We start from the raw sequence: 21988 nt of genomic DNA, 5'->3' as shown, positions 1-21988 counted from the left end.
CTTAGTCTCCTCCGCATCCACCGCCGCCGCAGTCCGACCCGCATCCACCGCCAGAACATCCCGCGGCGCTGTTATTGGTCTTTTTCGAAATAGCAGGTGGAACGCCGGAAAACACCGCCCAAACCAAAACTGCCGCAAGCAGACCCAACGCCATAATGTTCGCATCACCAGTTGTCATCGTCGCGCCCACGACCAACACGCAAACCACAAGCGTGATCACACGGCGTGTAGGATTGTCTTTCTGTTCCTCGCGCCCCCAATAAATGTCGGGCGCGATTTCATCAAATACAGTGGCATACAAGGCACGCGTATTGCGAAACTGATCGCGATGCCGCACGTCATCGGCCTTAGATTTACCCACGTCGTGATGCAACGGTTTGCCGAGGACCTTCGCACAGAACCCATCCCAATAATTGCGCGTATCTGTCATATGCAAGTGCCAGACTTTGTCGATGGTCACCGAGGGCGTCACCGGAATATCGGCCAGTTGCGACAAGAACAGAAAGCGCCGGTATTCCTCGATTGCGCCCAAGGCGAACTCATCACTCCACTTCTCTTCCCGCGCCAACCGGCTTGCAAACCCGTCATCAAACTGGTGCTCCTGTATCGCGTGCCACAGCTTTTCGTTCTGCATGCTTGTCGAGGTCCTGCTGCTTCTGTATTTCACCCACAACTTATACAGGGAGAGCATCCATGAACATCCTCATTCTGGGCAGCGGCGGACGGGAACACGCCTTGGCATGGGCGGTGATGCAGAACCCGAAATGCGATCGCTTGGTGGTCGCGCCGGGAAATGCCGGCATGGCCCAAATTGCGGAATGCGCAAAGCTGGACATTGAAGATGGCGACGCGGTTGTCACGTTTGCTCAAGAAAACACCATTGATTTTGTGATCATCGGACCAGAAGCCCCCTTGGCCAAAGGCGTGGCCGACCGGCTGCGCGAAGTGGGTATCAAAGTGTTTGGTCCCTCGGCTGAGGCTGCGAAACTTGAGGCGTCAAAAGCCTTCACAAAAGAAATCTGCGACGCGGCTGGGGCCCCAACCGCAGCCTATGGCCATTTCACGGATGCAGACGCTGCCAAGACCTATGTCAAACAGCAAGGCGCGCCGATTGTAGTCAAGGCCGATGGGCTCGCCGCTGGTAAAGGCGTGATCATCGCTATGGACGAACAGACCGCACTGGACGCCATCGACGACATGTTTGGTGGCGCGTTTGGCGGTGCTGGTGCAGAAGTCGTGATCGAAGAGTTCATGGAGGGCGAAGAAGCCTCTTACTTTATCCTGTGTGACGGCAAAACCGCCCTGCCCATCGGCACAGCGCAGGACCACAAGCGGGTGGGTGACGGTGACACCGGGTTGAACACTGGCGGCATGGGCGCTTATTCCCCGGCCCCTGTTCTGACCGACGAGATAGCGGCGCGCGCCATGCACGAGATTATTGAGCCCACCGTCGCCGAAATGGCCAAACGCGGTACGCCCTATCAGGGGGTGCTTTATGCGGGGTTTATGATCAAAGACGGGCAGGCGCGTTTGGTGGAATACAACGCGCGCTTCGGCGATCCGGAATGTCAGGTTCTGATGATGCGGCTTGGCGCACAGGCGCTGGACCTGATGCTGGCTTGCGCTGAGGAACGTTTGCACGACGCGCAGGTGAACTGGGCAGATGACCACGCCATCACGGTTGTAATGGCGGCAAACGGTTATCCCGGGTCATATAAGAAGGGGTCTGTCATCAACGGCTTGGATGATGTGCCGGAAGACAGCAAGAACATGGTGTTTCACGCGGGCACAACCGAAGCTGAGGGGAAAATCACTGCCACTGGTGGACGCGTTCTGAACATCACAGCTCGGGGGGATAGCCTGCAGGAGGCGCGAGACCGCGCCTATGCGATGATTAAGACGATCGATTGGCCGGAAGGGTTTAACCGCTCAGACATCGGGTGGCGGGCACTGTAGCCAGATCGACCTGCGCCACTAAAGCGTTTCGCGTAAAACCTGACTCACAGGATTTGCGGGAAACGCCCACAATGTTCATATGTTGCGCGGCGCCTCGCCTTTCCTTGCCTCAGGTAAAAGGCGAGACGCTTTAGCAGCCCAGACGAGCCGAAAAGCTGTTCGGCCCCTGATACGGACCAACATTGGTCAACTTCAACTCAATCCCGTCAAAACGCGTTTCAATCACGCGCGACCAGTTCGCGCTGGCGGTTACAATTACGGGCTCTTCCCCCGCGCAAATCCGAACACCGCCTTCGATCACCGGGCTGCCATATTTATGATTGGTCAAACCGCCGACCGAGGTTAGTTCTTTAAACGCAAACTCGGTGGGGTTTGGGACAACGGTCAACAACCTGAGTCTGCGTGCCAGATGGGGGCGATCAACATAGGCAATCTCGAACAGCCCATCATCGTTGAAATCTGCAATCCCTGCGACGGCCAGCCAACGATGGCGGGTGCCTATGGCTGAGCTGGTTCCAACTGCAACAAGGTTGCCATCGCGCAGGCTGTAAATCCGGACCATTGCACCGACATCATCGCCACTGAACACGGTGACAACTTCAGACGCGCCATCACCATCGAAATCAAACAGACGGGGAAGTGTATCCTCGAACACCCCGCCCACAACATTTGTCGTTATGCGTCTGCCATCGGCAAGCGCCACTTCCAGCGCCGCATACTCACCATCAGGCACGGCCCCGTGGCCATAGCGATCGGTCGGATCGACATAGCGGGCAGAGGTGATCTGGGCGGCTGCAGGAAAAGACAGGCACAGGGAGATCAGGACAGCCCGCAGTCCAGTCATCAGATCTGTTTTTCGGGCAGATGAACGACAAGGCCATCCAGATCGTCGGTCACCTTGATCTGGCAAGTCAGGCGCGACCGCTCTGCATCGGGCTCATAGGCGAAATCGAGCATGTCTTCTTCCATCGCGTCCTTGGCTGGAATTTTCTCGACCCAAGCCGTGTCGACATAAACGTGGCAGGTCGAACAAGCACATGCGCCACCGCAGTCTGCTTCGATCCCCGGCACGTTGTTGTCACGCGCGCCTTCCATCACGGTCAAACCGTTTGCCACGTCCAATACGTGCTTCGTTCCATTGTGCTCGATATAGGTAATCTTTGCCATCTGGCGCCTCCAATTCATGCTCGGGCCTTTCTAGACACGGCAGATAGGCAAGGCCAAGGAGATTTGCGAGGTCTGGTGCACAAAGAGCGCCAAAAAAGTGGCTCTGTATGCAATCGGACGCTGGATTGCGCCTCTGAATGCAAAAACGACCCGGCGACACTAAGTCGCGCAGGTCGGTTGTTACATCTGCAGTTGGCTGGGGTCGTGCCCGTTCGGGCAGTCCCCAATCAGAACAGAGAGTTTATTTGCCCGGCAATCGCAGTTGTCACCGGATCAGCTTGCATAATCCAAGCACCGGCCTGTTCGATTTTTGTCCCCTCAACCAATGTCTGAACGCGCTCTGAATAGTGCACCGGACCGACTTGGCTGAACAGAAAACCTTTGAACAGCATGAAGCCCACAACGGCAATAATCAGACCTTTGATTGGGAACCTGCGCCGCAGTTGGCGTTTCTGTGGCACCAACAGTCCGTCACGTTCGACAAGCTGAACATAACCCTGCGATAATTGACGGTGCTGGCGACTAATTCCGCGCACCCTCTTTTGAAAGTCTTGAACTTGTGCATCAGTCACTTTCAATACCCTCCCCTAAATAGATTAATAAAACACCCAAGTTCAGAATATGGCAAAAAAGTGTCTCTGGCTAGAAATCTGTTCGACTTTTAGGGCAATAAAACCTATTTTTTTCTGAGAACCAGCGTCGTCCAGTCAACAATTTCGGTACGTTGGACCAGATTGAACCCGTTTTCGACATAAACAGCGATCACCTCATCCGCCTGCGGATTCAGGATGCCCGACAGAATCGCATAACCCTTGGTAGAAAGGCTTTTCGCCATTTCAGGCGCAAGGCCAATGAGCGGACCTTTCAGAATATTCGCAAAAACAAGATCGAATGGGAGCGCCGCTTGCAACTCAGGCGCGTTAAAACCCGCTGCTTCGACGCAAAAGACCTGCTCTGACAGATTATTGGCGTCTACATTCGCTTTTGCCACGTCTACAGCGACTTCGTCGATGTCACTGGCCAAAACCGGGTTGGGCCAGATCCGCGCTGCGGCCATCGCCAAAACCGCGGTGCCGCAGCCAATGTCGACGACGTTTTTGCCGACGAACCCCTGTTCCGCCAATTTGTCCAGCGCCTGTAAGCACCCCAGCGTGGTGCCGTGGTGCCCTGTGCCGAACGCCATCGCTGCCTCGATCAACAAAGCAATTTTCCCATCCGGCACCTGATCGGCGTCATGACTGCCGTGCACAAAGAAGCGCCCCGCCTCGACTGGTGACAATTCGCGCCGCACATGCGCAACCCAGTCAACTTCGGGCAATTCCGAGACAGTGAAGTCTTTCGCCTTATGCAGCGCCGTCAGCAGCGCAAGTCCGGCGGCGTCCGGTGCTTCAGTGAAATACCCGCCCACTTCCCACGTACCGCTACCGTCCTCGACCTCGAACACGCCGACGCCGGTGGGTTCAGGGTTCAGGGTTTCCATCGCCAAGCCAAGTGCTTCGGCTGCGTCTTGACCTTCCAACGTTGTGAGAGCGGTCCATGTGGGCATGAAAGCATCCTTTCTGATATGAAGTCGGCCTAACGAGCAGCGTGCTCCCGGTCAACCACTGCGGTGTCGCTGGCAAGGCCGACTACTCTGCGACCTGTGGCAATGGCCGCGAGAATATGGTCTCGTTCCCTTTTTCAGGGTGGCGCGGGATCAGAAGGGACAGTCCAAGGGACACGCATGCCATCCCGGCAGCCAAACCAAAGACCGCCCCCGGTGACACGACCCACAGATATCCCAGCAGTGCGGGCAGAAACACGGCTGCGATGTGATTGATGGTGAAGGCCACCGCCGCAGTCGGTGCAATATCTTGCGGATCGGCAATCTTCTGGAAATAGGTTTTCAGCGCAAAGGCCAGTGCGAAGAACAGATGATCAAGGACATAAAGCGCCGACGCCAGCACAACGCCCCAGCCGAAATAGTAAATGCCGCCATAGGCCAGGAACACGCTGACCAAGCCAACGTATTCAAACACAAGCGCGCGTCGTTCGCCCCATTTGGCAACGGCTTTGCCCATCAAGGGCGCAAAAAAGATGTTTGCCACATAGTTGATCAGGAACAGCGCGGTGACCTCGTGCACCTCAAACCCGAACCTTTCAACCATCATGAAGGCTGCGAACACGGTGAAAATCTGCCGCCGCGCGCCCGCCATGAATTGCAGTGCATAATAAAGCCCGTAACGGCGGCGCAGCACGAACTGCTTCAGCTGTGGTTCGGGGCTTTCAAATTGCGGATAGGCAAAGAAGCAGAAAATCGCGATGGCCAGCGTGGTGCCACCGGCAATTAAGTAGACAAGATTATAGCTCAGATCGAAGGTTTTCCACGTCAGCACCAGAAGCCCATAACTCAACAGCGCCGCCGCCGAACCAATGGACATGATCCATCCCAACATCTGGGGCGCGCGTTTCTTGTCGATCCATTGCAACTGAAGTGACTGGTTCACTGTCTCGAAATAGTGAAACCCGATCGAAGACAGCATCGTAATCGTCAGGATGCCGCCAAAGCTGGGAAACCACGCGGTGATCGCGGTGGCCGCGCCCAGCATGCCAAGTGCGACAACGCCCAAGACCTGTTCACGAAACAGCATTAAAAGGGCGATGACCCCGATCGCAAGAAATCCCGGTATCTCGCGCACGGTATGCAACCAACCGATTTCGACACCTGTGAAGCCTGCCGCTTCGATCACGAAGTTGTTCAGAAGGGCGGACCAGGTGAAAAACGCAATGGGCATCCCTGCCGCCATCAACATCAAAAGAAAGATGGGGCGGCGCCAGAACGGCAAGGTCCGGGCGTCATCAAGGGTCAGGATCTGGTGTCTCATGCGCACGCATTACGCCTGTTTTTTCCAGTTGGCGAGGTCAAAACGCATTCACCTAAGCGGATATGTTTATGATTTATGTCAAGGCGCGAGGCGCAAAGTCTCGCCAAAATACCCCGCAGAAAAAAGGAAGCCGCATGGATATCGTGCCCCTGATTGACCGTATTGGCGAAGAACCGACAGCCGCGCTGTTCGGGTTGATAACTGGCATCGTCTTTGGTGTGGCAGCCCAACGCTCGCGTTTTTGCTTGCGCGCCGCAACCGTCGAGTTTGCTCGCCGCATCATGGACAGTTCTGTGGCCGTCTGGCTTTTGACCTTCTCGACCGCGCTGGTCTGGGTACAGGGCGCGTCGCTTCTGGGCCTGATGCGGCCAGAAGATGCGCGAATGATGGCGGTGACTGGCAGTTGGTCGGGCGCCGTCATTGGCGGACTTATGTTTGGTGTTGGCATGGTGCTTGCGCGCGGCTGTTCTGGCCGGCTTCTGGTGCTGGCGGCGACGGGCAACCTGCGATCCGTTGTGTCCGGCCTGATCTTCGCCGTAGTGGCACAAATGAGCTTGCATGGCTGGCTGGCCCCAACGCGGGATTACTTGGCGCGCCTTTGGATGACCGAAGGCGGGGTGAACGTGAACCTGCTGAACCTTGTTGGGGTACCGGAATGGTCGGGGCTGGCTCTGGGTATCCTGATCGCGATCCTCGCAATCTATATCGCGCGCCGGTCTGGCATGGGGTATCGACGGTTGGTGTTCGCGTCGGGCGTCGGGTTCGCCGTCGCGTTGGGTTGGGTTTTGACCTATCAACTTTCGCTGGCCGCGTTCGAACCAGTTTCGGTCACCTCTGCCACCTTCTCTGGCCCTTCCGCCAACACGCTGATGTTCTTCCTGATCCCGGATCCCGTGTTGGAATTCGATGTGGGCCTCGTTCCCGGTGTTGTCATCGGCGCGTTTGCCGCCAGTTGGCTGACCGGTGAGTTCAAGTTTCAGGGGTTCGAGGGTGAAGCGATCATGCGTCGTTCAATGACCGGAGCGGTCCTGATGGGCTTTGGTGCCATGCTCGCTGGGGGCTGTGCGATTGGCGCAGGCGTCACGGGTGGTTCGATCTTTGTGGGCACCGCGTGGCTGGCACTGTTGTGCATGTGGATCGGTGCAGTCTTTACCGATGCGCTGGTTGACCAGTCGAAAGGCAGAGGTGCAGCGCTACCGGCACAATGATATTCAGCGACCGAGTTAGGCAGGGGCGAAAAATCGATTCAGTCTGGTCATTTTATGGCGTTTCAATGTCGAACACGATGATGCCTTCGCCCCCACCTTCGCACAAATCGCACAGGTGCTTCCCCAACTCTTTATGCATTTGATGATCCGCGTAGAGTTCCAGCGCGCTTTGGCTCGCAAATCGAACTACAAAACCGTCGCTATAGTCTTGAGATTTTTTCTCATAGTCGCGGTTGGGTCCGAAATCGAAGGCCAACACGCCGTCCAGCGACAATGAAAAAGCCGACAGCTCTTCAAAGGTTTTTTGACGCTGCTCGACCGACACGTCGGCTCTGAAATTACAGAAGACGCAATGCAATATCATTATTCGTGACCTCATCTCGACCCGACCAGCATGCCTAAAGATATCGCCATTATCCAAACATACCATCTGAGGCTAACGATTGGTGGAAAGGTGCGGCAAGGTCAATAATGCCACTCAACTGTCGGCCCGCGGTCGTTCAAAAACCTTTGCGGATCGATATTCACCCACACGCGCATATCGCCCTTGATCGGGAACTGCACAAGCCAGCATTTGAGGGCCGCCCGACTTTGCGCGCCCATCTCGGCTTTGATCAGCTAGCGCACGTGATGTCGGTCGTTTGACTGGCCATCGGGTTGACAGAAACGGCGTTTGAAACCTTTAGTTCTACAATGAAAAGTCCAATCGCTGTGGGTGCTGCTCTGGTTCATTTGGTTTTGGGAGGAATGCTGATCCTACCTGCCCTTGAGATGGTTATTGAACAGGATGCTGTAATCTTACTCATTCTTCCAGGAACGATCTTTGTGGCAAGCGGCGTCTTCCTGATCGTCATGGCACCCAGACCTGGTGAGGATGCGCGCGCGTGGCTTTGCGTGCTTGCATTTATCATTCCGTATGTACTCTTCCTGCCGATGATACCCATCGTGTTTCAGGTTTTCGCCAGGTAAATATTCCTGAAAGAGAGCCGACAAATCTTCCACTTTGATGTGCATCTGTTGTTACTTGGGCTCAATAAAAACTCTGCGGATCGATATCCACCGACACCCGCATATCCCCTTTGATATTGAACTGCCCAAGCCAGCGTTTCAGAGCCGCTTGAATCGGCGCGCCCTTCTCGGCTTTGACCAGCAAGCGCACGCGGTGGCGTCCTCGCACCCGGGCGATAGGTGCCGGGGCAGGCCCGTAGAGTTGCGCTCCGATTTGAATGAGGGGCTCTGATCGGCGGGCCATCTCAGCCCCCAGATCGAACACCGCTTGAACATCGGGCGAGGATAGGACGATCCCCGCCATGCGACCGTATGGCGGCACGCCTGCGGCTTGACGTTCGCCTGCTTCGGCCTTCCAGAACTTCTCTTCCTCGCCCGCTAGGATCGCGCGGATCACCGGGTGTTCGGGTTGGAAGGTTTGCACAAGCGCCACACCCGGTGTTTCCACCCGCCCTGCCCGGCCCGCCACCTGTCGGATCAATTGGAAGGTGCGTTCGGCAGCGCGCAGGTCTGACCCTTGCAGGCCAAGATCCGCGTCGATCACACCGACCAAAGTCAGTTTCGTGAAGTTATGCCCCTTGGCGACCAACTGCGTGCCAATGATGATGTCGGCCCCGCCCTCGGCGATCAGCTCGATCTGTTCTTTCAGCGCGCGGGCTGATCCGAACAGGTCTGACGACAAAACCGCCACACGCGCGTCCGGGAAACTTGCCCGCACCTCTTCTGCCAAACGTTCCACACCCGGACCAACCGGCGCCAGCTTGCCCTCGACCTCGCATTCAGGGCAGGCGTCTGGCATCGGTTTCGTCTCGCCGCATTGATGGCAGACAAGTCGTTTCTGGAACCGATGTTCGACCATGCGCGCGTCGCAGTGATCGCAGCCAATCTGATGTCCGCAAGCCCGGCAGATTGTGACCGGCGCATAACCACGACGGTTGATAAACAAAAGCGCCTGTTCGCCTTTCGATATCCGCAAAGTCACAGCGGCTTTCAATGTGGGCGATATCCAGCTTTGCGATGGCAGATCCTCCTGCCGCATATCAATCGCGCGCATGTCGGGCATCACGGCGGGGCCATAGCGGCTGGTCAGTTCAATTCGTTTATACTTGCCCGCTTCGCAATTGGCCCAAGTCTCGAGCGAGGGCGTGGCAGAGGCCAGCACCACCTGCGCGTCACAGATCGACGCCCGCATCACCGCCATGTCACGGGCCGAATAAAGCACCCCGTCTTCCTGTTTGTAGGAGCTGTCGTGTTCTTCATCCACGATCACCAGTCCAAGGTCGCGAAATGGCAGATAGAGCGCAGACCGAGCGCCCACGACCAGCGACGCCTCGCCCTGTCCAACCATGCGCCAGCAGCGGCGACGTTCGGTCATTGTGACGCCGGAATGCCATTCAGCAGGGCGCGCGCCGAACCGCTCCTCGACCCGTTTCAGGAATTCGGCAGTCAGCGCGATCTCGGGCAGCAACACCAAAGCCTGACGCCCTTTGCGCAGACAAGCGGCGACGGCTTCCAGATAAACCTCTGTCTTGCCAGCACCCGTGACGCCGCGCAGAAGGGAAGTGCCATAGCGGCCTGCGCGCACACCGTCGGTCAGTTGCTTGGCGGCCGTGGCTTGTTCCTCGGTTAACGCCTTACTGGGCATCTCAGGATCTAGCCGTGGGTATGGCATGTCACGTGGCGTATCTTCTTCCCGAATGGCCCCAAGCTTCACTAGACCTTTGACAACAGACCCACTGACCCCTGCCAGATCAGCCAGCTCTTTTTGTGTGAACCCGACGCCGGGCTGGTCCATCAGCACATCCATCACCTTGGCGCGCGCATCCGTCAGACGGTTGGGACGATGGCCAGAGGCCTTTAGTACCTTGCGCATCGACGGAGGGTCAGACAATCCCGGCGCACGGGTGGCCAAGCGCAGCATCTGGCTCATCGGTGTCAGGGTGTAGTCACCGACGCGGGTCAGGAACTCCGCCATTTCGGTGCGCATGGGGGCGACATCCAGAACACGGATGACAGCCCGAAGCTTAGAGGCATCAAATCCTCCCTCGCCCGGGCCCCAAATCACGCCCAAAACTTTGCGTGGTCCCAGTGGCACCTCGACAAAGTCGCCCTGCACGCAGCCCCCTTCAGGCGCGCGGTAGGTCAGGATTCGGTCCAGCGGCTGGGTGGTCAATACGCCGACCCTTGCGCCTTCTGGAAACTGCTCAATATCGCTCATATGGCCAGATTCCCCATCATCAAAAAACGTTTTGCCTTATTGTTGGATCACAACAATGAGGCGAAGCGCTCGGAACCTTTAAATGGTGTGGGCGTTTTGAAATCAAGCCGCGCCCGACTTGTTCTCAAAACGCTTTAACGCACCATAGGGGCTTTCTGCGAGCGCGCCCATGGGGTATGAGAGCGCAAACGCTCAACAGCCCCAGGAAACGCGCTCATGAAATTCTTCGCTGATACCGCCGACATCGCCGCCATCAAGGAACTGAACGACCTTGGGATGGTGGATGGCGTAACAACCAACCCTTCAATCATCAAAAAGTCCGGTCGCGACATTCTGGAAGTGACCAAGGAAATTTGTGACATCGTTGATGGTCCGGTCTCGGCGGAAGTCACCGCTGTTGATGCCGATACCATGATTGCAGAAGGCCGTAAGCTGGCCAAGATCGCCGACAACATCGCAGTAAAAGTGCCGCTGACCTGGGACGGTCTGAAAGCCTGCAAGGTCCTGACGGACGAAGGCACCATGGTCAATGTGACGCTGTGCTTTTCGGCCAACCAAGCGCTGCTGGCTGCAAAAGCCGGCGCAACGTTCATTTCGCCCTTTATCGGTCGTCTGGATGACATCAACATGGATGGTCTGGAGTTGATCGAAGACATTCGTACCATCTATGATAATTACGGATATGAAACGCAGATTTTGGCGGCGTCGATCCGCACGGTCAACCATATGAAAGACTGCGCACTGGTGGGCGCGGATGTGGCGACTGCTCCAACATCTGTCATTCAAGCGATGGCCAAACATGTGCTGACCGATAAAGGTCTGGATGCATTCTTGGCCGACATTAAGGCCGCCGGAATTAAGATCCTGTAAGCGACCAACCACATATGCGACTGTTACGAGGGGGCCACGGCCCCCTTTTTCTGTTTTGGTGATGCGAAAAATTTGCCCACGCGCGCGCAATCGTGGTGTATATTCCTTCAAAACGATAAAAAAAATCGAGGCAGCAGATGAACGTACCAGCTACGATTGACGATGACTTGCGCGCGCACCTGATCGCGCAACCCGAAACCATTCTGGATGACCAGGATATCATGCGGGCTTTGATTGCCGCGAATGAGCGCTCTATGGGGGCCAACATCGTGGACCTGCGCGGCATCGCGATGGAGCGGCTTGAGACGCGCCTGGACCGATTGGAAGACACCCACAGATCGGTCATTGCTGCAGCTTATGACAATATCTCGGGTATGAACCTGATCCATCGAGCCGTGTTGCGCATGCTCGATCCGGCTGACTTCGAACTTTTCATGGCCGACCTTGGCGGTGAAGTGGCCGAGATATTGCGCGTAGATTGCGTGCGTTTGGTTTTGGAAACGCAGCAGGATGAGACAAACAGCGCAGTCGATCGACTCGGCCCTGTATTGTCCATCGCTGAACCCGGTTTCGTTGACGAGTATTTGGGCATGTGCCCCGCGCAATCCACACGGCAGGTTTTCCTGCGTCAGATTCAGGAACAGGACGAAACCATCTATGGCGAGACTGGCTTTTGGGTCCGGTCTGAAGCCTGCATTCGTCTTGATCTGGGCGAAGGCCGGTTGCCGGGCATGCTGGTCTTAGGTGTCGAGGATGCGCAGCAGTTCAAACCGGGCCAAGGCACCGATCTATTGGCTTTCTTTGGTGGCGTGTTTGAACGTGCGATGCGTCGCTGGTTGTCGTGACCGCCAACACGACATTGCAAATTTCTGAAGGCGCGCGCGATGCGCTTTCCGCATGGCTTGACCATATTCGTGCGCTCGATGGCGCAGCCGCGAATACACTCGCAGCCTATCAAACCGACCTGACCGGATATTTGGCCTTTATGGCCGGGCATCTGGGTGGATCTGCTGGGCGTGGTGGTCTGGCCGCAGTAACATTGTCCGACATGCGCGCTTGGATGGCACATGAACGTGGGCGTGGCGTGGGCGCACGGTCCTTGGCGCGATCACTGTCGGCGGTCAAAAGTTTCTATCGTTGGCTAAGCGAACGTGATGAATTCGATGCCACGGCTGTCCTGTCCACACGCAGCCCAAAATTCAGCAAGAAGCTGCCCCGCCCACTGGCACCCGACGCCGCAAAAGCGGTCATCGAAACTGCCGGGATGCAGTCGCAACATGGTTGGGTCGGCGCGCGCGACATCGCAGTCGCGACGCTTCTTTATGGCTGTGGCCTGCGGATCTCAGAAGCGCTCGGCCTGACCTGCGCCGACGCCCCGCTACCCGATGCACTGCGGATCAAAGGTAAAGGCGGCAAGGAACGGGTCGTCCCCGTCCTGCCTGCGGCGCGCGACGCTGTCGAAACGTATCGCCGGCTCTGTCCGCATCCCGAAACACCAGATAGCCCTTTGTTTCGAGGTGTGCGTGGCGGCACGCTGAGCCCACGCATCGTGCAGAAAGTCATGGAGCAGGTGCGCCTGCAACTTGGCCTGCCGTCCAGCGCGACGCCACACGCCATGCGCCATAGCTTTGCAACCCATCTGTTGGCAGCCGGTGGCGATCTGCGAGCCATTCAGGAATTGCTGGGTCATGCAAGCCTATCGACCACTCAGGCTTATACCTCTGTCGATACGTCTCGCTTGCTGGAGGTTTATCAGTCGGCCCACCCGCGCGCGTGACCGTATCACAAACGCAAAGGTTTATCCTTTCCTCCACATTCAATTTCCGGCACAAAGCGCGCATGAAATTGTCGACCAAAGCTCTACTTGTTCACTTGCTCACTGCTACAGGCGCAGTTTTCGCGATGTTGGCGATGCTGGCCGCAGTGGAGGAAAAATGGAGCTTAATGTTCCTTTGGCTGGTGGTGGCGTTCGGTGTGGACGGCATCGACGGCCCGCTGGCGCGGCGTTACCACGTCAAGGTCAATGCACCGCAATATGACGGCGAGTTGATGGACTTGATCATCGACTATCTGACCTATGTTTTCATCCCTGCCTATGCGTTGTTCAAATCGGGCCTGATGCCAGGATGGACAGGCTGGTTCGCGATTTTTGTAATCACCTTCGCCAGTGCAATCTATTTTGCAGACACACGTATGAAGACAAAAGATAACAGTTTTTCTGGATTTCCGGGCTGCTGGAATATGCTTGTGATCGTCTTGTTTGCAACAGAGCCCAACTTCTGGATTCTGCTCTTTTTAGTGTCTGCCTTAGCGATCGCGATGTTCTTGCCTTTGAAATTCATCCACCCCGTTCGGACCGAGCGGTGGCGGATGATCAGCCTGCCCTGTGCTCTTGCCTGGACCTTCTTTGCTGGTTGGGCTGCTTGGGTCGACTTTCATCCGGAAAGCTGGGCGCATTGGGGTTTGGTTGTGACTTCAATTTACCTGCTGGGTGCGGGGATCGCACAACAAATCTTTCCGGAACGCAGCGCCGCCTGAAACGTGGCAGCGTGGGTTACTTGGGCGACTTAGACCACCTTTTCAGGGCGTTTTCGTCATCGTCCTTTGCCGCCACCCAATCCGTAGACCCATCGCGCGTGAATTCTTTCTTCCAGAACGGCGCGCGCGACTTCAGATAGTCCATTAGAAATTCGGCCGCCTCGAAGGCCGCGACACGGTGCGCAGATGCGGTGGCGACCATCATGATCTGTTCACCGGGCCGCAGTGGGCCGTGTCGGTGGATCACAAGGCAATCGACCAGCGCCCAGCGTTCGCTTGCCTCGCCAGCGATGACGGCGATCGCCTTTTCTGTCATCCCCGGATAGTGCTCAATCTCCATCCGGTCCAGCGTGCCTGTGTCATCGCGCACGATGCCGGTGAAACTGACAACGGCCCCAATGTCTTTGCGCCCTTGCGCAAAGCCTGACAGTTCCGCACCCGGATCAAACGTCTCTGTTTGAACCCTGACCGTCATATCAGCCGCCCGTCATCGGGGGAAAAAACGCAACCTCGCGCACGCCTTTCAGCGGCGCATCAAAATCGGAAAGTTCTTGATCCAACGCCACACGCAGCGCGGACAGGTCAGCAAAGGCTGCAGCATAGCGCGGCTCGCGGGCGCGCAATTCATCGACCAGTTCACCCACCGTCTTCGCTTTGGTCTCAATTTTCTCGCGTGGTTCGCCGATGCGTTCGCGCACCCATGCGAAATACATGACCTCAACCATGGTCCGGGTCCTCGCTCAGGAATGGCATGGCTTTGCGGAAATAATCCCAGCCGGTCACAACCGTCAGGGCGCCGGCCATCCACAGCAGGGTGATCCCCACCCAAGCCGACCAGCGGCCAGCTGCTTCGTAAAACAACAGCCCAATATCGTCTGCAATGGTGCCATTAAAAATGCCATCAATAGTGGCCTGATCCATACCCTGCATCCGATCCAGAAGGCTGTGCTGGAAAATACCGGTCGAGAACAGAACGGCAATCGCCACCATCTGCACCGTTGTTTTCCATTTCGCCAGGTTCGTCACTTTCAATGCACGGGCTTTGTCGCCCAAAGTTTCACGCAGGCCGGAAACGAATACCTCACGGTAAATGATCAGCGCCGAGGGAAGAAGGATCCAAGGTGTAACACCGGCATAGCCATTGATGACCAGAAGCGCGATCAGCACCATTGCCTTGTCGGCAATCGGATCCATGGCCGCACCAAACAGGCTTTCCAGTTTCCACGCTCGCGCAAGATAGCCGTCGAGGTAATCCGTAATCGAGGCCACGATGAACAGGATCATCGCATACCAATCCGCCCACGGGCGCGCAAAGTAAAGAAACACCACCGGCAGCAATGGCGCAGCGACCAGCCGGGCGACAGTCAGGATGTTGGGCAAGTTCCATTTCATAGGATTCTCTTTACCGTGTCAGCCCTTGTCATGGAAGAAGCCATAGATGGTTTCCGCAAGTGTTTCAGAAATCCCGTCGACCGCCTTGAGATCGTCAAGCCCGGCGCGGCTGACCGCTTTGGCCGAACCAAAATGTTGTAACAGCGCGCGTTTGCGTGTTGCGCCGACGCCCGGCACCTCGTCCAGCGGCGTGGCGCCCTGCGCTTTAGCACGCTTGGCACGGTGGGTGCCGATGGCAAAGCGGTGTGCCTCGTCGCGTAGCCGTTGAATGAAATACAGGACAGGATCATTCCGTTTTAACGCGAAGGAGCGTTTTTTCCGTCGGTAGAACTCCTCCTTTCCCTGATCGCGGTCTACCCCTTTGGCCACGCCAACCATTGGAATGTCCGTGACGCCAAGCTCTTCCATGATCTGATGCACGGCGCTGACCTGCCCAGCGCCCCCATCGATCAACAGCAGGTCGGGCCAATGCTCGCCCTCGCGGTTCGGGTCTTCTTTCAACAGGCGCTTGAACCGACGGGTCAGCACTTCTTTCATCATGCCAAAATCGTCGCCGGGCGTCAGATCCTCGCCCTTGATGTTGAACTTGCGGTATTGGCTTTTCAGAAACCCCTCGGCACCTGCGACGATCATCGCACCAACGGCGTGGGCGCCTTGAATGTGCGAGTTGTCATAAACCTCGATCCGTTTCGGCGGCGCGTCCAGACCAAACGCCGTCGCGACCCCATCCAGCAAACGGGCCTGAGTTGCGGTTTCCGCCATCTTGCGTGCCAAGCTTTCGCGGGCATTGCGTTGGGCATTTGCTACAAGATCGGATTTCTCACCCCGGAGCGGTACTGATATCTCGACCTTACGGCCCAACCGCTCGGACAGGGCTTCTGCCATCAGCTCCTGTTCGTCTAAGGGGTCGGACAACAGGATCAAGCGCGGCGGTTCTTTCTGGTCATAAAACTGACCAACGAAGGCTTGCAGCACTTCGCCGGGACCCGCCCCAGCGCCCGTGCGCGGATAGAAATCTCGGTTGCCCCAGTTTTGGTTTGCCCGGATAAAGAACACCTGAACACAGGCCTGTCCGCCATCCATATGAAGTGCGATCACGTCGGCCTCGGTGACGCCGCGTGGATTTACGCCCTGTGCCTGCTGCACCTGCGTCAGGGCGCGAATGCGGTCACGCAAAACGGCGGCCTTTTCGAACTCCATCCCTTCCGATGCGGCTTGCATGTCAGCTGCAAGGTTCTCTTGCATCTTTGTCGTACGGCCGGACAGGAAATCTTCGGCGTCACGCACCAGATTGGCATATCCCTCGGCGTCGATCTTGCCGACACAGGGACCCGAGCATCGTTTGATCTGATATTGCAGACACGGGCGCGAGCGCGCATCAAATGTCGCATCTGTGCAATTGCGCAGCAGGAATACTTTCTGCAACTGGTTCAGAGTTCGGTTGACGGCATCGGCGCTGGCGAAGGGGCCGTAATAAGACCCTTTCTCTTTCCGCGCGCCGCGATGTTTTTTGATTTGCGGGAACGTGTGGCCGGTCACGAGTATGTTCGGAAAGCTCTTGTCGTCGCGTAGCAGCACATTGAAGTGCGGCTTCAACTGCTTGATCAGGTTCTGTTCCAACAACAAGGCTTCGGTTTCTGTCTTGGTCGTAAGAAACATCATTGATGCGGTTTGGCCGATCATCCGCGCGATCCGCGCCGAATGGCCCGTTGGCTTGGCATAGTTCGACACGCGCTTCTTCAGACTGCGCGCTTTACCGACATAAAGAACGCGGCCCTTCCCATCGAGCATTCGATAAACGCCCGGCGAATTGTCGAGTGTTTTCAGATAGGCTTGGACCACACCATGCCCGACAGCCACCGGCGGCTTGCTGTCTTCATTCTGAGTGCCTTCACCGCTCAATTCTCTGCCGCCCCGATTCTCTACTTGCCTGCAATCTTAGCGCTCTGGACACAAGAGGAAAGCTGCCCACAATTTCTGTGGATAACTCTGAGGACATGTTTTGACCATCCGGAAAAATCCCTTGTATTCAGCCCACTTCGTCGTACTGCCTATTTTTTAGGCAGCAGTGTAACGCATTGAAATATAACAAAAGAAATATGACAGCCGTGTAAATAGATGAAATCATTGCAAAAAATATGGACTTGACCCTGCGTGAACTTCACAGGTGCACAACTTGCCGGTCGGGAAGCCGCGGCTCTTCCACCTAGAAAAGATTCTAAGGTTTTTCTACTCCGCGAATATCAAGTGTTTCCCAAGCCAGATGCTGCCCTCCGTCGACGGCGATCATCTGACCCGTAACGGCGGGCGCGTTCAGGAAAAAAGCCAGCGCAGCCGTGATATCGCCAACATTCGCGCCGCGTCGCAAAAGTGATGCGGCGCGCTGTCCATCAAAATGGTCCTGCGACTGCCGCGCGCCAATTAAAGTCGTTCCCGGTGCGATTCCGTTGACCCGCACATGCGGCGCCAAAGCCTGCGCAGCGGTCCGGGTCAATGACCACAGCGCGCTTTTTGCAAGGCTGTAAGTCATGAACTCCGGAGTGGGTTTCTGCACGCGTTGGTCCAGCATATTTACGACAAGCGCACGAGGCAAACTTTCGCCACGCTCGTCAATGACCGCCTTTGGCGCTTGTGCAGCAAATGCCTGCATCAAAAAGAAAGGCGCGCGCAGGTTGGACGACATGTGCCGGTCCCAGCTGCTCTGCGTCGCCGTTTTGATGTTGTCATACTCAAAGACCGAGGCGTTGTTGACCAACACCGAGAGCGGCCCATTCAGTGCATCAACCGCGCGCGGTACAAGAGCGTCCACTTGCGACATGTCCAGAAGATCCGCCTGCAAAGCGACGGCATGTTGCCCCATCTTCTGTATGGCGCTGACCGTTTCGTCGGCACCGTCCGAAGACGTGGCGTAATGCACAACGACGTCATAGCCCATCGCGGCAAGCTCCAGCGCCATCTCGCGGCCTAGTCGTGCGCCCGCACCGGTGACCAAAGCACGTTGCCCCACCATTTAACTGACCACCAAAACAGCGATGATATAAAGCACGTAAAGGATCGACAGGACGATCCCCCATCTGCGCCCCATATGCCATTTCAGAAACACAAACGGGGCCAGCAGCAGAGACGCTGCAAACATGACCCACAAATCGAAGCCCAAGTGGCTAAGATCAACTGGGATCGGGCCGACAAACGAGGCGATCCCGATAATCGCAAGCAGGTTGAACATGTTCGACCCGATCACGTTGCCAAGTGCCACATCGGCCTGATTTCTCAATGCAGCCATCACCGTTGTTGCCAACTCGGGCAGGGACGTTCCAAGCGCAACAAGGGTCAGCCCAATCACCGTTTCGGAAACCCCATAATGGCGCGCAATGCTCGTCGAGGCATCAACAAGAAGGTCCGCGCCCAACGGCAGGCCGATCAGCCCCAGCAGCAGGAACAGGATAACCTTCCACCACGGCATATTGGGATCAGCGCCCTCGACCTCTTCCTCATCTTCAGGAAGTTCGGAGGCGCCATTGGCAACTGCACGGCGGTGGCACAAGGCTTCTCGAAAGGCAGAACTTAGAACCAGAGCGAGGGCTGCCAACAGCACAAGCCCCTGCACCCAGCTGATAACACCGCCATAGCACAGAGCGATGAAAAGAACTGTCGCGGCCATCATCTGCAGATAGCTTTTTTTGGTGTCGCACGTGCCTGTCGAAAGCCCCGAGATCAAGGCGGGCACCCCAAGAACCAAAAGAATGTTGGCTGTGTTCGAGCCGATCACATTGCCCAAAGCAAGACCCGGCACGCCCTGCGAAATAGCTTGAACGGAAATCAGAAGCTCTGGTGCGGACGTGCCGAAGGCGACAATGGTCAGCGACACGATCAGTGCCGGAACGCCAAGGCGCAGCGACAGGTTCACCGCCCCGCGCACAAGACTGTCGCCAGCCAGAAGCAGGATCACGAGGCCAAGTGCGGCGTAGATCAGATCCAAGACTCAGCCCTTCCCGTTACAGTCGCAGGGGGATTTCCCCAATCGATAGCGCCCACAACGCGGGCATTTCATTGCCTCGATCCGCTGTTGGCCGGGATAACGCAATTTACCAAACATAGCCAAAACACCCATGCCAACCAGAAACAGAACGACGATCTTGATGACCATCTAAAGCCCGAAACGCGCGAATTCAGCGCGCTCCTCTAAGGCTGACATGGCATCGGCACCAAGTCGCAATCCGAAACGGCTCAGCATGGCACGGCGCGGGCCGTAAACCCGGAACCGCACCTTTTCGCCGAGTACCTTTTTCATCGTAGGCACGATATGCCCGATGCCATCGGCCAGACCCTTCTCGATGGCCGCATGGCCCAACCAGACGTCGCCGGTGAAAAGATCCTCACCCTCAGGCAGTTTGCCGTTGCGGCGGGTTGTAACCTGCCTTTTGAAGGCGTCGTGAATGTCTTCTTGCAACACCTTCAGGCGCTTCAGGTCCGCTGGTTTCTCCGGCTGGAACGGGTCCAGCATGGATTTGGACTTTCCAGCCGTATAAACGCGCCGCTCAACACCGATTTTTTCGATCAGCCCTGTCAGGCCAAAGCCCGCCGAGATGACTCCGATGGACCCGAGGATCGAGCTTTCATCCGCATAAATCTCGTCTGCCGCTGTTGCCAACCAATAGCCACCCGACGCCGCGACATCCTCGACAAAGGCATAGACAGGCACGCCTTTCTCTTCGGCCAGACGGCGAATGCGGGCGGTGATCAGGCTGGATTGCACCGGGCTTCCACCGGGAGAGTTGATGACCAGCGCGACCGCCTGGGGTTTACCTTTGCGAAACGCGCGTTCGATCACCGGGGCAAGAGTCGCATCGTTCAACTGCCCACGGGTTCCGGTTGCAATCACACCTGTCAGGCGGATCACCGCGACCAGCGGCGGTTTCTTGATAAACGGTATGTATGTCGTCATGGCTGTCATTTAGACCGCGCTCCTAACTCAGGCAAGGGGATGGGGGTAAGGTTGTTCCCCTGTTGCAGAAGGCCCATCATCAACTGCGCAAGCGGTATCCCGTACGGAATATCCATCCAATGGTTGCAAGGCATGTGGTCATGAATACCGCAATGGCAAGGACAGACCAGCCCACTGACACATCGGCCATCCCGAAAAACGCCCACCTGAAACCCGAGATCAGGTATACGACCGGGTTAAACAACGTGATCGTCTGCCACGCCGGCGGCAGCATGGAAATCGAATAAAACGACCCGCCAAGAAACACCAATGGCGTGATGACCAGCAGCGGAACAAGTTGTAGCTGCTCGAAATTTTGCGCCCAGATACCGATGATGAAACCAAGCAGCGCGAAACTGATACAGGTCAGAACTAGAAACGTCATCATCCAGACCGGGTGCACGATTGTCAGGTCGACGAAGAAAAACGCGGTTGCAAGTATGATCAAGCCGATCATGAAGGCTTTCGTCGCAGCTGCGCCGACATATCCGATGACAATCTCAAAGAACGAGATTGGGGCGGATAGATGCTCGTAAATGGTGCCGATGAACTTGGGGAAGTAGATCCCAAAAGAGGCGTTGGTTGTGCTTTGCGTCAGCACGGTCAGCATGATCAGGCCGGGAACGATGAAGGCGCCATAGCTGACACCTTCGACTTGCTCGATACGTGACCCGATCGCAGCTCCGAACACGATAAAGTAAAGCGAGGTCGACAGGACCGGCGACACGATAGATTGCATCAGGGTGCGGAAGGTTCGGGCCATCTCGAACCGGTAAATCGCGGCGATTGCGTTCCAGTTCACGCTGCATCCTCCTTCACCAGATCCACGAAAATATCTTCAAGCGAGCTTTGACGCGTGGACAGATCAGACAAATGCAATCCGGCCTCGCGCAGATCAGCCAACAACCCGGTTATGCCTGTGCTGCCGGTCTGGGTGTCATAGCTATAGATAAGCCCACCCGCGCCCGACAGGGTCAGCGGATACGCGGCCAGTTCTTTGGGCACGGCCTCTATCGGTGTGTCCAGTTCGATCACAAGTTCTTTCTGTCCCAAACGTTTGATCAGCGCGTCCTTGTTTTCGACCAACAGAATCTCGCCTTTAGAGATCACGCCAATCCGGTCCGCCATCGCTTCGGCTTCTTCGATGTAATGGGTGGTCAAAATCACCGTGACGCCGGTTGCTTTTAGTTTCGCCACGATGGCCCACATGTCTTTGCGCAACTCGACATCCACGCCCGCTGTCGGCTCGTCAAGGAACAGGATTTGGGGGTCGTGACACAGGGCCTTGGCAATCAGCACCCGCCGCTTCATACCGCCAGACAGCGTCATGATCCGGTTATCTTTCTTGTCGTGCAAGCTGAGCAGCTTCAGGATTTCTTCGATCCTTGCATCGTCGCGGGGGCGCCCGAACAGGCCGCGCGAAAACCGCACTGTGTTCATCACTGTCTCGAACGGTTCCAGATTGATTTCCTGCGGCACAAGCCCGATCAGGTTGCGCGCCGCGCGGTAATCCTGGACGTGGTCAAATCCGCCGATAGTGATCGTGCCGGTTGACGCGGTCGCAATCCCGCAGATGATCGAGATCAGCGTCGTTTTCCCGGCGCCGTTAGGGCCCAACAGGGCCAATATCTCACCTTCTTGGATCTCGAGATCGACGCCCTTAAGGGCCTCATGACCACCCTCATAGGTCTTCGTCACGCCGCTGACTTTCAGGATCGTCGTCATTCTGTCCCCCTGTATCGCCGCCGCACTGTTTGTTGAACAACAGCGCGTTGCGGGCCAA

The 21988-nt window shown here is 56.6% G+C and carries 24 protein-coding genes; 7 read left to right on the top strand and 17 right to left on the bottom strand.

The features are described 5' to 3' along the window. Window position 1: 1 nt before the first annotated feature. Window positions 2–634 carry a glycine-rich domain-containing protein gene (locus K3556_RS02870; RefSeq protein ID WP_260518227.1) on the bottom strand — a complete coding sequence of 211 codons (633 nt, stop codon included), beginning with the start codon at window positions 632–634 and terminating at the stop codon, window positions 2–4. A gap of 59 nt (window positions 635–693) precedes the next feature. On the opposite strand from K3556_RS02870, the gene purD reads away from it, so the two are divergent. Continuing rightward, window positions 694–1956 (top strand): phosphoribosylamine--glycine ligase, encoded by a 1263-nt coding sequence (gene purD, locus K3556_RS02865; protein WP_260518226.1) that lies wholly within the window; start codon window positions 694–696, stop codon window positions 1954–1956. Window positions 1957–2086: 130 nt separating this feature from the next. Here the strand turns inward: purD and K3556_RS02860 are convergent, their stop codons facing one another. The 5 genes from K3556_RS02860 to K3556_RS02840 all read right to left on the bottom strand — a co-directional run bounded on the left by K3556_RS02860 (window position 2087) and on the right by K3556_RS02840 (window position 5987). Beyond that, window positions 2087–2800 carry an FG-GAP repeat domain-containing protein gene (locus tag K3556_RS02860; RefSeq protein ID WP_260518225.1) on the bottom strand — a complete coding sequence of 238 codons (714 nt, stop codon included), beginning with the start codon at window positions 2798–2800 and terminating at the stop codon, window positions 2087–2089. Beyond that, a complete protein-coding gene (locus K3556_RS02855; protein ID WP_260518224.1) occupies window positions 2800–3123 on the bottom strand; it encodes a 2Fe-2S iron-sulfur cluster-binding protein in 324 nt (107 codons plus the stop codon). The genes K3556_RS02860 and K3556_RS02855 overlap by 1 nt, the downstream gene beginning before the upstream one ends. A gap of 227 nt (window positions 3124–3350) precedes the next feature. After that, window positions 3351–3701: a hypothetical protein gene (locus tag K3556_RS02850; protein ID WP_260518223.1), complete on the bottom strand. Its 351-nt coding sequence runs from the start codon at window positions 3699–3701 to the stop codon at window positions 3351–3353. A gap of 98 nt (window positions 3702–3799) precedes the next feature. Continuing rightward, window positions 3800–4669, bottom strand: coding sequence for a 50S ribosomal protein L11 methyltransferase (locus K3556_RS02845; RefSeq protein WP_260518222.1), 870 nt, complete (start codon window positions 4667–4669; stop codon window positions 3800–3802). Between the two features lie 82 nt (window positions 4670–4751). Then, window positions 4752–5987 carry an MFS transporter gene (locus K3556_RS02840; protein ID WP_260518221.1) on the bottom strand — a complete coding sequence of 412 codons (1236 nt, stop codon included), beginning with the start codon at window positions 5985–5987 and terminating at the stop codon, window positions 4752–4754. A gap of 134 nt (window positions 5988–6121) precedes the next feature. Between K3556_RS02840 and K3556_RS02835 the strand changes: the two genes are divergently transcribed. Continuing rightward, entirely contained in the window at window positions 6122–7195 is a 1074-nt protein-coding gene (locus K3556_RS02835) for a YeeE/YedE family protein (protein WP_260518220.1), read from the top strand. 52 nt (window positions 7196–7247) lie between these two features. Here K3556_RS02835 and K3556_RS02830 read toward each other — a convergent pair whose 3' ends face one another. Beyond that, on the bottom strand, window positions 7248–7616 hold the full coding sequence (locus tag K3556_RS02830) for a Dabb family protein (RefSeq protein ID WP_260518219.1): 369 nt from the start codon (window positions 7614–7616) through the stop codon (window positions 7248–7250). Between the two features lie 272 nt (window positions 7617–7888). On the opposite strand from K3556_RS02830, the gene K3556_RS02825 reads away from it, so the two are divergent. Then, window positions 7889–8164 carry a hypothetical protein gene (locus K3556_RS02825; protein ID WP_260518218.1) on the top strand — a complete coding sequence of 92 codons (276 nt, stop codon included), beginning with the start codon at window positions 7889–7891 and terminating at the stop codon, window positions 8162–8164. 61 nt (window positions 8165–8225) lie between these two features. On the opposite strand, the gene K3556_RS02820 is transcribed toward K3556_RS02825, so the two are convergent. After that, the gene (locus K3556_RS02820; protein ID WP_260518217.1) at window positions 8226–10421 is read right to left on the bottom strand and encodes a primosomal protein N'; all 2196 of its coding nucleotides are present in this window, start codon (window positions 10419–10421) and stop codon (window positions 8226–8228) included. 216 nt (window positions 10422–10637) lie between these two features. On the opposite strand from K3556_RS02820, the gene fsa reads away from it, so the two are divergent. From fsa to K3556_RS02800, 4 genes are all read left to right on the top strand, one after another. Beyond that, window positions 10638–11291 carry a fructose-6-phosphate aldolase gene (fsa, locus tag K3556_RS02815; protein ID WP_260518216.1) on the top strand — a complete coding sequence of 218 codons (654 nt, stop codon included), beginning with the start codon at window positions 10638–10640 and terminating at the stop codon, window positions 11289–11291. Between the two features lie 137 nt (window positions 11292–11428). Beyond that, entirely contained in the window at window positions 11429–12136 is a 708-nt protein-coding gene (locus tag K3556_RS02810; protein ID WP_260518215.1) for a DUF484 family protein, read from the top strand. Beyond that, the gene (locus K3556_RS02805) at window positions 12133–13068 is read left to right on the top strand and encodes a tyrosine recombinase XerC (protein ID WP_260518214.1); all 936 of its coding nucleotides are present in this window, start codon (window positions 12133–12135) and stop codon (window positions 13066–13068) included. Before K3556_RS02810 ends, K3556_RS02805 begins: the two co-directional genes overlap by 4 nt. A gap of 62 nt (window positions 13069–13130) precedes the next feature. Beyond that, window positions 13131–13829, top strand: coding sequence for a phosphatidylcholine/phosphatidylserine synthase (locus K3556_RS02800; protein ID WP_260518213.1), 699 nt, complete (start codon window positions 13131–13133; stop codon window positions 13827–13829). Window positions 13830–13845: 16 nt separating this feature from the next. Here the strand turns inward: K3556_RS02800 and K3556_RS02795 are convergent, their stop codons facing one another. From K3556_RS02795 to K3556_RS02755, 9 genes are all read right to left on the bottom strand, one after another. Beyond that, on the bottom strand, window positions 13846–14304 hold the full coding sequence (locus K3556_RS02795) for a molybdenum cofactor biosynthesis protein MoaE (protein WP_260518212.1): 459 nt from the start codon (window positions 14302–14304) through the stop codon (window positions 13846–13848). 1 nt (window position 14305) lies between these two features. Next, a complete protein-coding gene (gene moaD, locus K3556_RS02790) occupies window positions 14306–14554 on the bottom strand; it encodes a molybdopterin converting factor subunit 1 (protein ID WP_260518211.1) in 249 nt (82 codons plus the stop codon). After that, entirely contained in the window at window positions 14547–15221 is a 675-nt protein-coding gene (pgsA, locus tag K3556_RS02785; RefSeq protein WP_260518210.1) for a CDP-diacylglycerol--glycerol-3-phosphate 3-phosphatidyltransferase, read from the bottom strand. The genes moaD and pgsA overlap by 8 nt, the downstream gene beginning before the upstream one ends. Window positions 15222–15239: 18 nt before the next feature. Further along, window positions 15240–17081 carry an excinuclease ABC subunit UvrC gene (gene uvrC, locus K3556_RS02780; RefSeq protein WP_409557770.1) on the bottom strand — a complete coding sequence of 614 codons (1842 nt, stop codon included), beginning with the start codon at window positions 17079–17081 and terminating at the stop codon, window positions 15240–15242. Between the two features lie 358 nt (window positions 17082–17439). Then, a complete protein-coding gene (locus K3556_RS02775; RefSeq protein ID WP_260518208.1) occupies window positions 17440–18231 on the bottom strand; it encodes an SDR family oxidoreductase in 792 nt (263 codons plus the stop codon). After that, window positions 18232–19200 (bottom strand): calcium/sodium antiporter, encoded by a 969-nt coding sequence (locus tag K3556_RS02770; protein WP_260518207.1) that lies wholly within the window; start codon window positions 19198–19200, stop codon window positions 18232–18234. 168 nt (window positions 19201–19368) lie between these two features. Further along, the gene (locus K3556_RS02765) at window positions 19369–20166 is read right to left on the bottom strand and encodes a S49 family peptidase (RefSeq protein ID WP_260518206.1); all 798 of its coding nucleotides are present in this window, start codon (window positions 20164–20166) and stop codon (window positions 19369–19371) included. A gap of 79 nt (window positions 20167–20245) precedes the next feature. Next, window positions 20246–21007 (bottom strand): ABC transporter permease, encoded by a 762-nt coding sequence (locus K3556_RS02760; protein ID WP_260518205.1) that lies wholly within the window; start codon window positions 21005–21007, stop codon window positions 20246–20248. Next, the gene (locus K3556_RS02755; protein ID WP_260518204.1) at window positions 21004–21930 is read right to left on the bottom strand and encodes an ABC transporter ATP-binding protein; all 927 of its coding nucleotides are present in this window, start codon (window positions 21928–21930) and stop codon (window positions 21004–21006) included. The genes K3556_RS02760 and K3556_RS02755 overlap by 4 nt, the downstream gene beginning before the upstream one ends. Between the last annotated feature and the right edge of the window lie 58 nt (window positions 21931–21988).

The organism is Aliiroseovarius sp. M344 (assembly GCF_025140835.1).
Taxonomy (GTDB): Bacteria; Pseudomonadota; Alphaproteobacteria; order Rhodobacterales; family Rhodobacteraceae; genus Aliiroseovarius.
This window is presented reverse-complemented; position numbering and strand designations above follow the sequence as displayed.

Excerpts from the sequence above, each read along its gene's own strand:
- pgsA (WP_260518210.1), bottom strand. The coding sequence starts at position 15,221 with ATGAAATGGAACTTGCCCAACATCCTGACTGTCGCCCGGCTGGTCGCT.
- K3556_RS02755 (WP_260518204.1), bottom strand. The coding sequence starts at position 21,930 with ATGACGACGATCCTGAAAGTCAGCGGCGTGACGAAGACCTATGAGGGT.
- K3556_RS02795 (WP_260518212.1), bottom strand. The coding sequence starts at position 14,304 with ATGACGGTCAGGGTTCAAACAGAGACGTTTGATCCGGGTGCGGAACTG.
- K3556_RS02845 (WP_260518222.1), bottom strand. The coding sequence starts at position 4,669 with ATGCCCACATGGACCGCTCTCACAACGTTGGAAGGTCAAGACGCAGCC.
- fsa (WP_260518216.1), top strand. The coding sequence starts at position 10,638 with ATGAAATTCTTCGCTGATACCGCCGACATCGCCGCCATCAAGGAACTG.
- K3556_RS02825 (WP_260518218.1), top strand. The coding sequence starts at position 7,889 with ATGAAAAGTCCAATCGCTGTGGGTGCTGCTCTGGTTCATTTGGTTTTG.
- K3556_RS02765 (WP_260518206.1), bottom strand. The coding sequence starts at position 20,166 with ATGACGACATACATACCGTTTATCAAGAAACCGCCGCTGGTCGCGGTG.
- K3556_RS02775 (WP_260518208.1), bottom strand. The coding sequence starts at position 18,231 with ATGGTGGGGCAACGTGCTTTGGTCACCGGTGCGGGCGCACGACTAGGC.
- K3556_RS02810 (WP_260518215.1), top strand. The coding sequence starts at position 11,429 with ATGAACGTACCAGCTACGATTGACGATGACTTGCGCGCGCACCTGATC.
- moaD (WP_260518211.1), bottom strand. The coding sequence starts at position 14,554 with ATGGTTGAGGTCATGTATTTCGCATGGGTGCGCGAACGCATCGGCGAA.
- K3556_RS02840 (WP_260518221.1), bottom strand. The coding sequence starts at position 5,987 with ATGAGACACCAGATCCTGACCCTTGATGACGCCCGGACCTTGCCGTTC.
- K3556_RS02835 (WP_260518220.1), top strand. The coding sequence starts at position 6,122 with ATGGATATCGTGCCCCTGATTGACCGTATTGGCGAAGAACCGACAGCC.
- purD (WP_260518226.1), top strand. The coding sequence starts at position 694 with ATGAACATCCTCATTCTGGGCAGCGGCGGACGGGAACACGCCTTGGCA.
- K3556_RS02870 (WP_260518227.1), bottom strand. The coding sequence starts at position 634 with ATGCAGAACGAAAAGCTGTGGCACGCGATACAGGAGCACCAGTTTGAT.
- K3556_RS02855 (WP_260518224.1), bottom strand. The coding sequence starts at position 3,123 with ATGGCAAAGATTACCTATATCGAGCACAATGGAACGAAGCACGTATTG.
- K3556_RS02860 (WP_260518225.1), bottom strand. The coding sequence starts at position 2,800 with ATGACTGGACTGCGGGCTGTCCTGATCTCCCTGTGCCTGTCTTTTCCT.
- K3556_RS02820 (WP_260518217.1), bottom strand. The coding sequence starts at position 10,421 with ATGAGCGATATTGAGCAGTTTCCAGAAGGCGCAAGGGTCGGCGTATTG.
- K3556_RS02800 (WP_260518213.1), top strand. The coding sequence starts at position 13,131 with ATGAAATTGTCGACCAAAGCTCTACTTGTTCACTTGCTCACTGCTACA.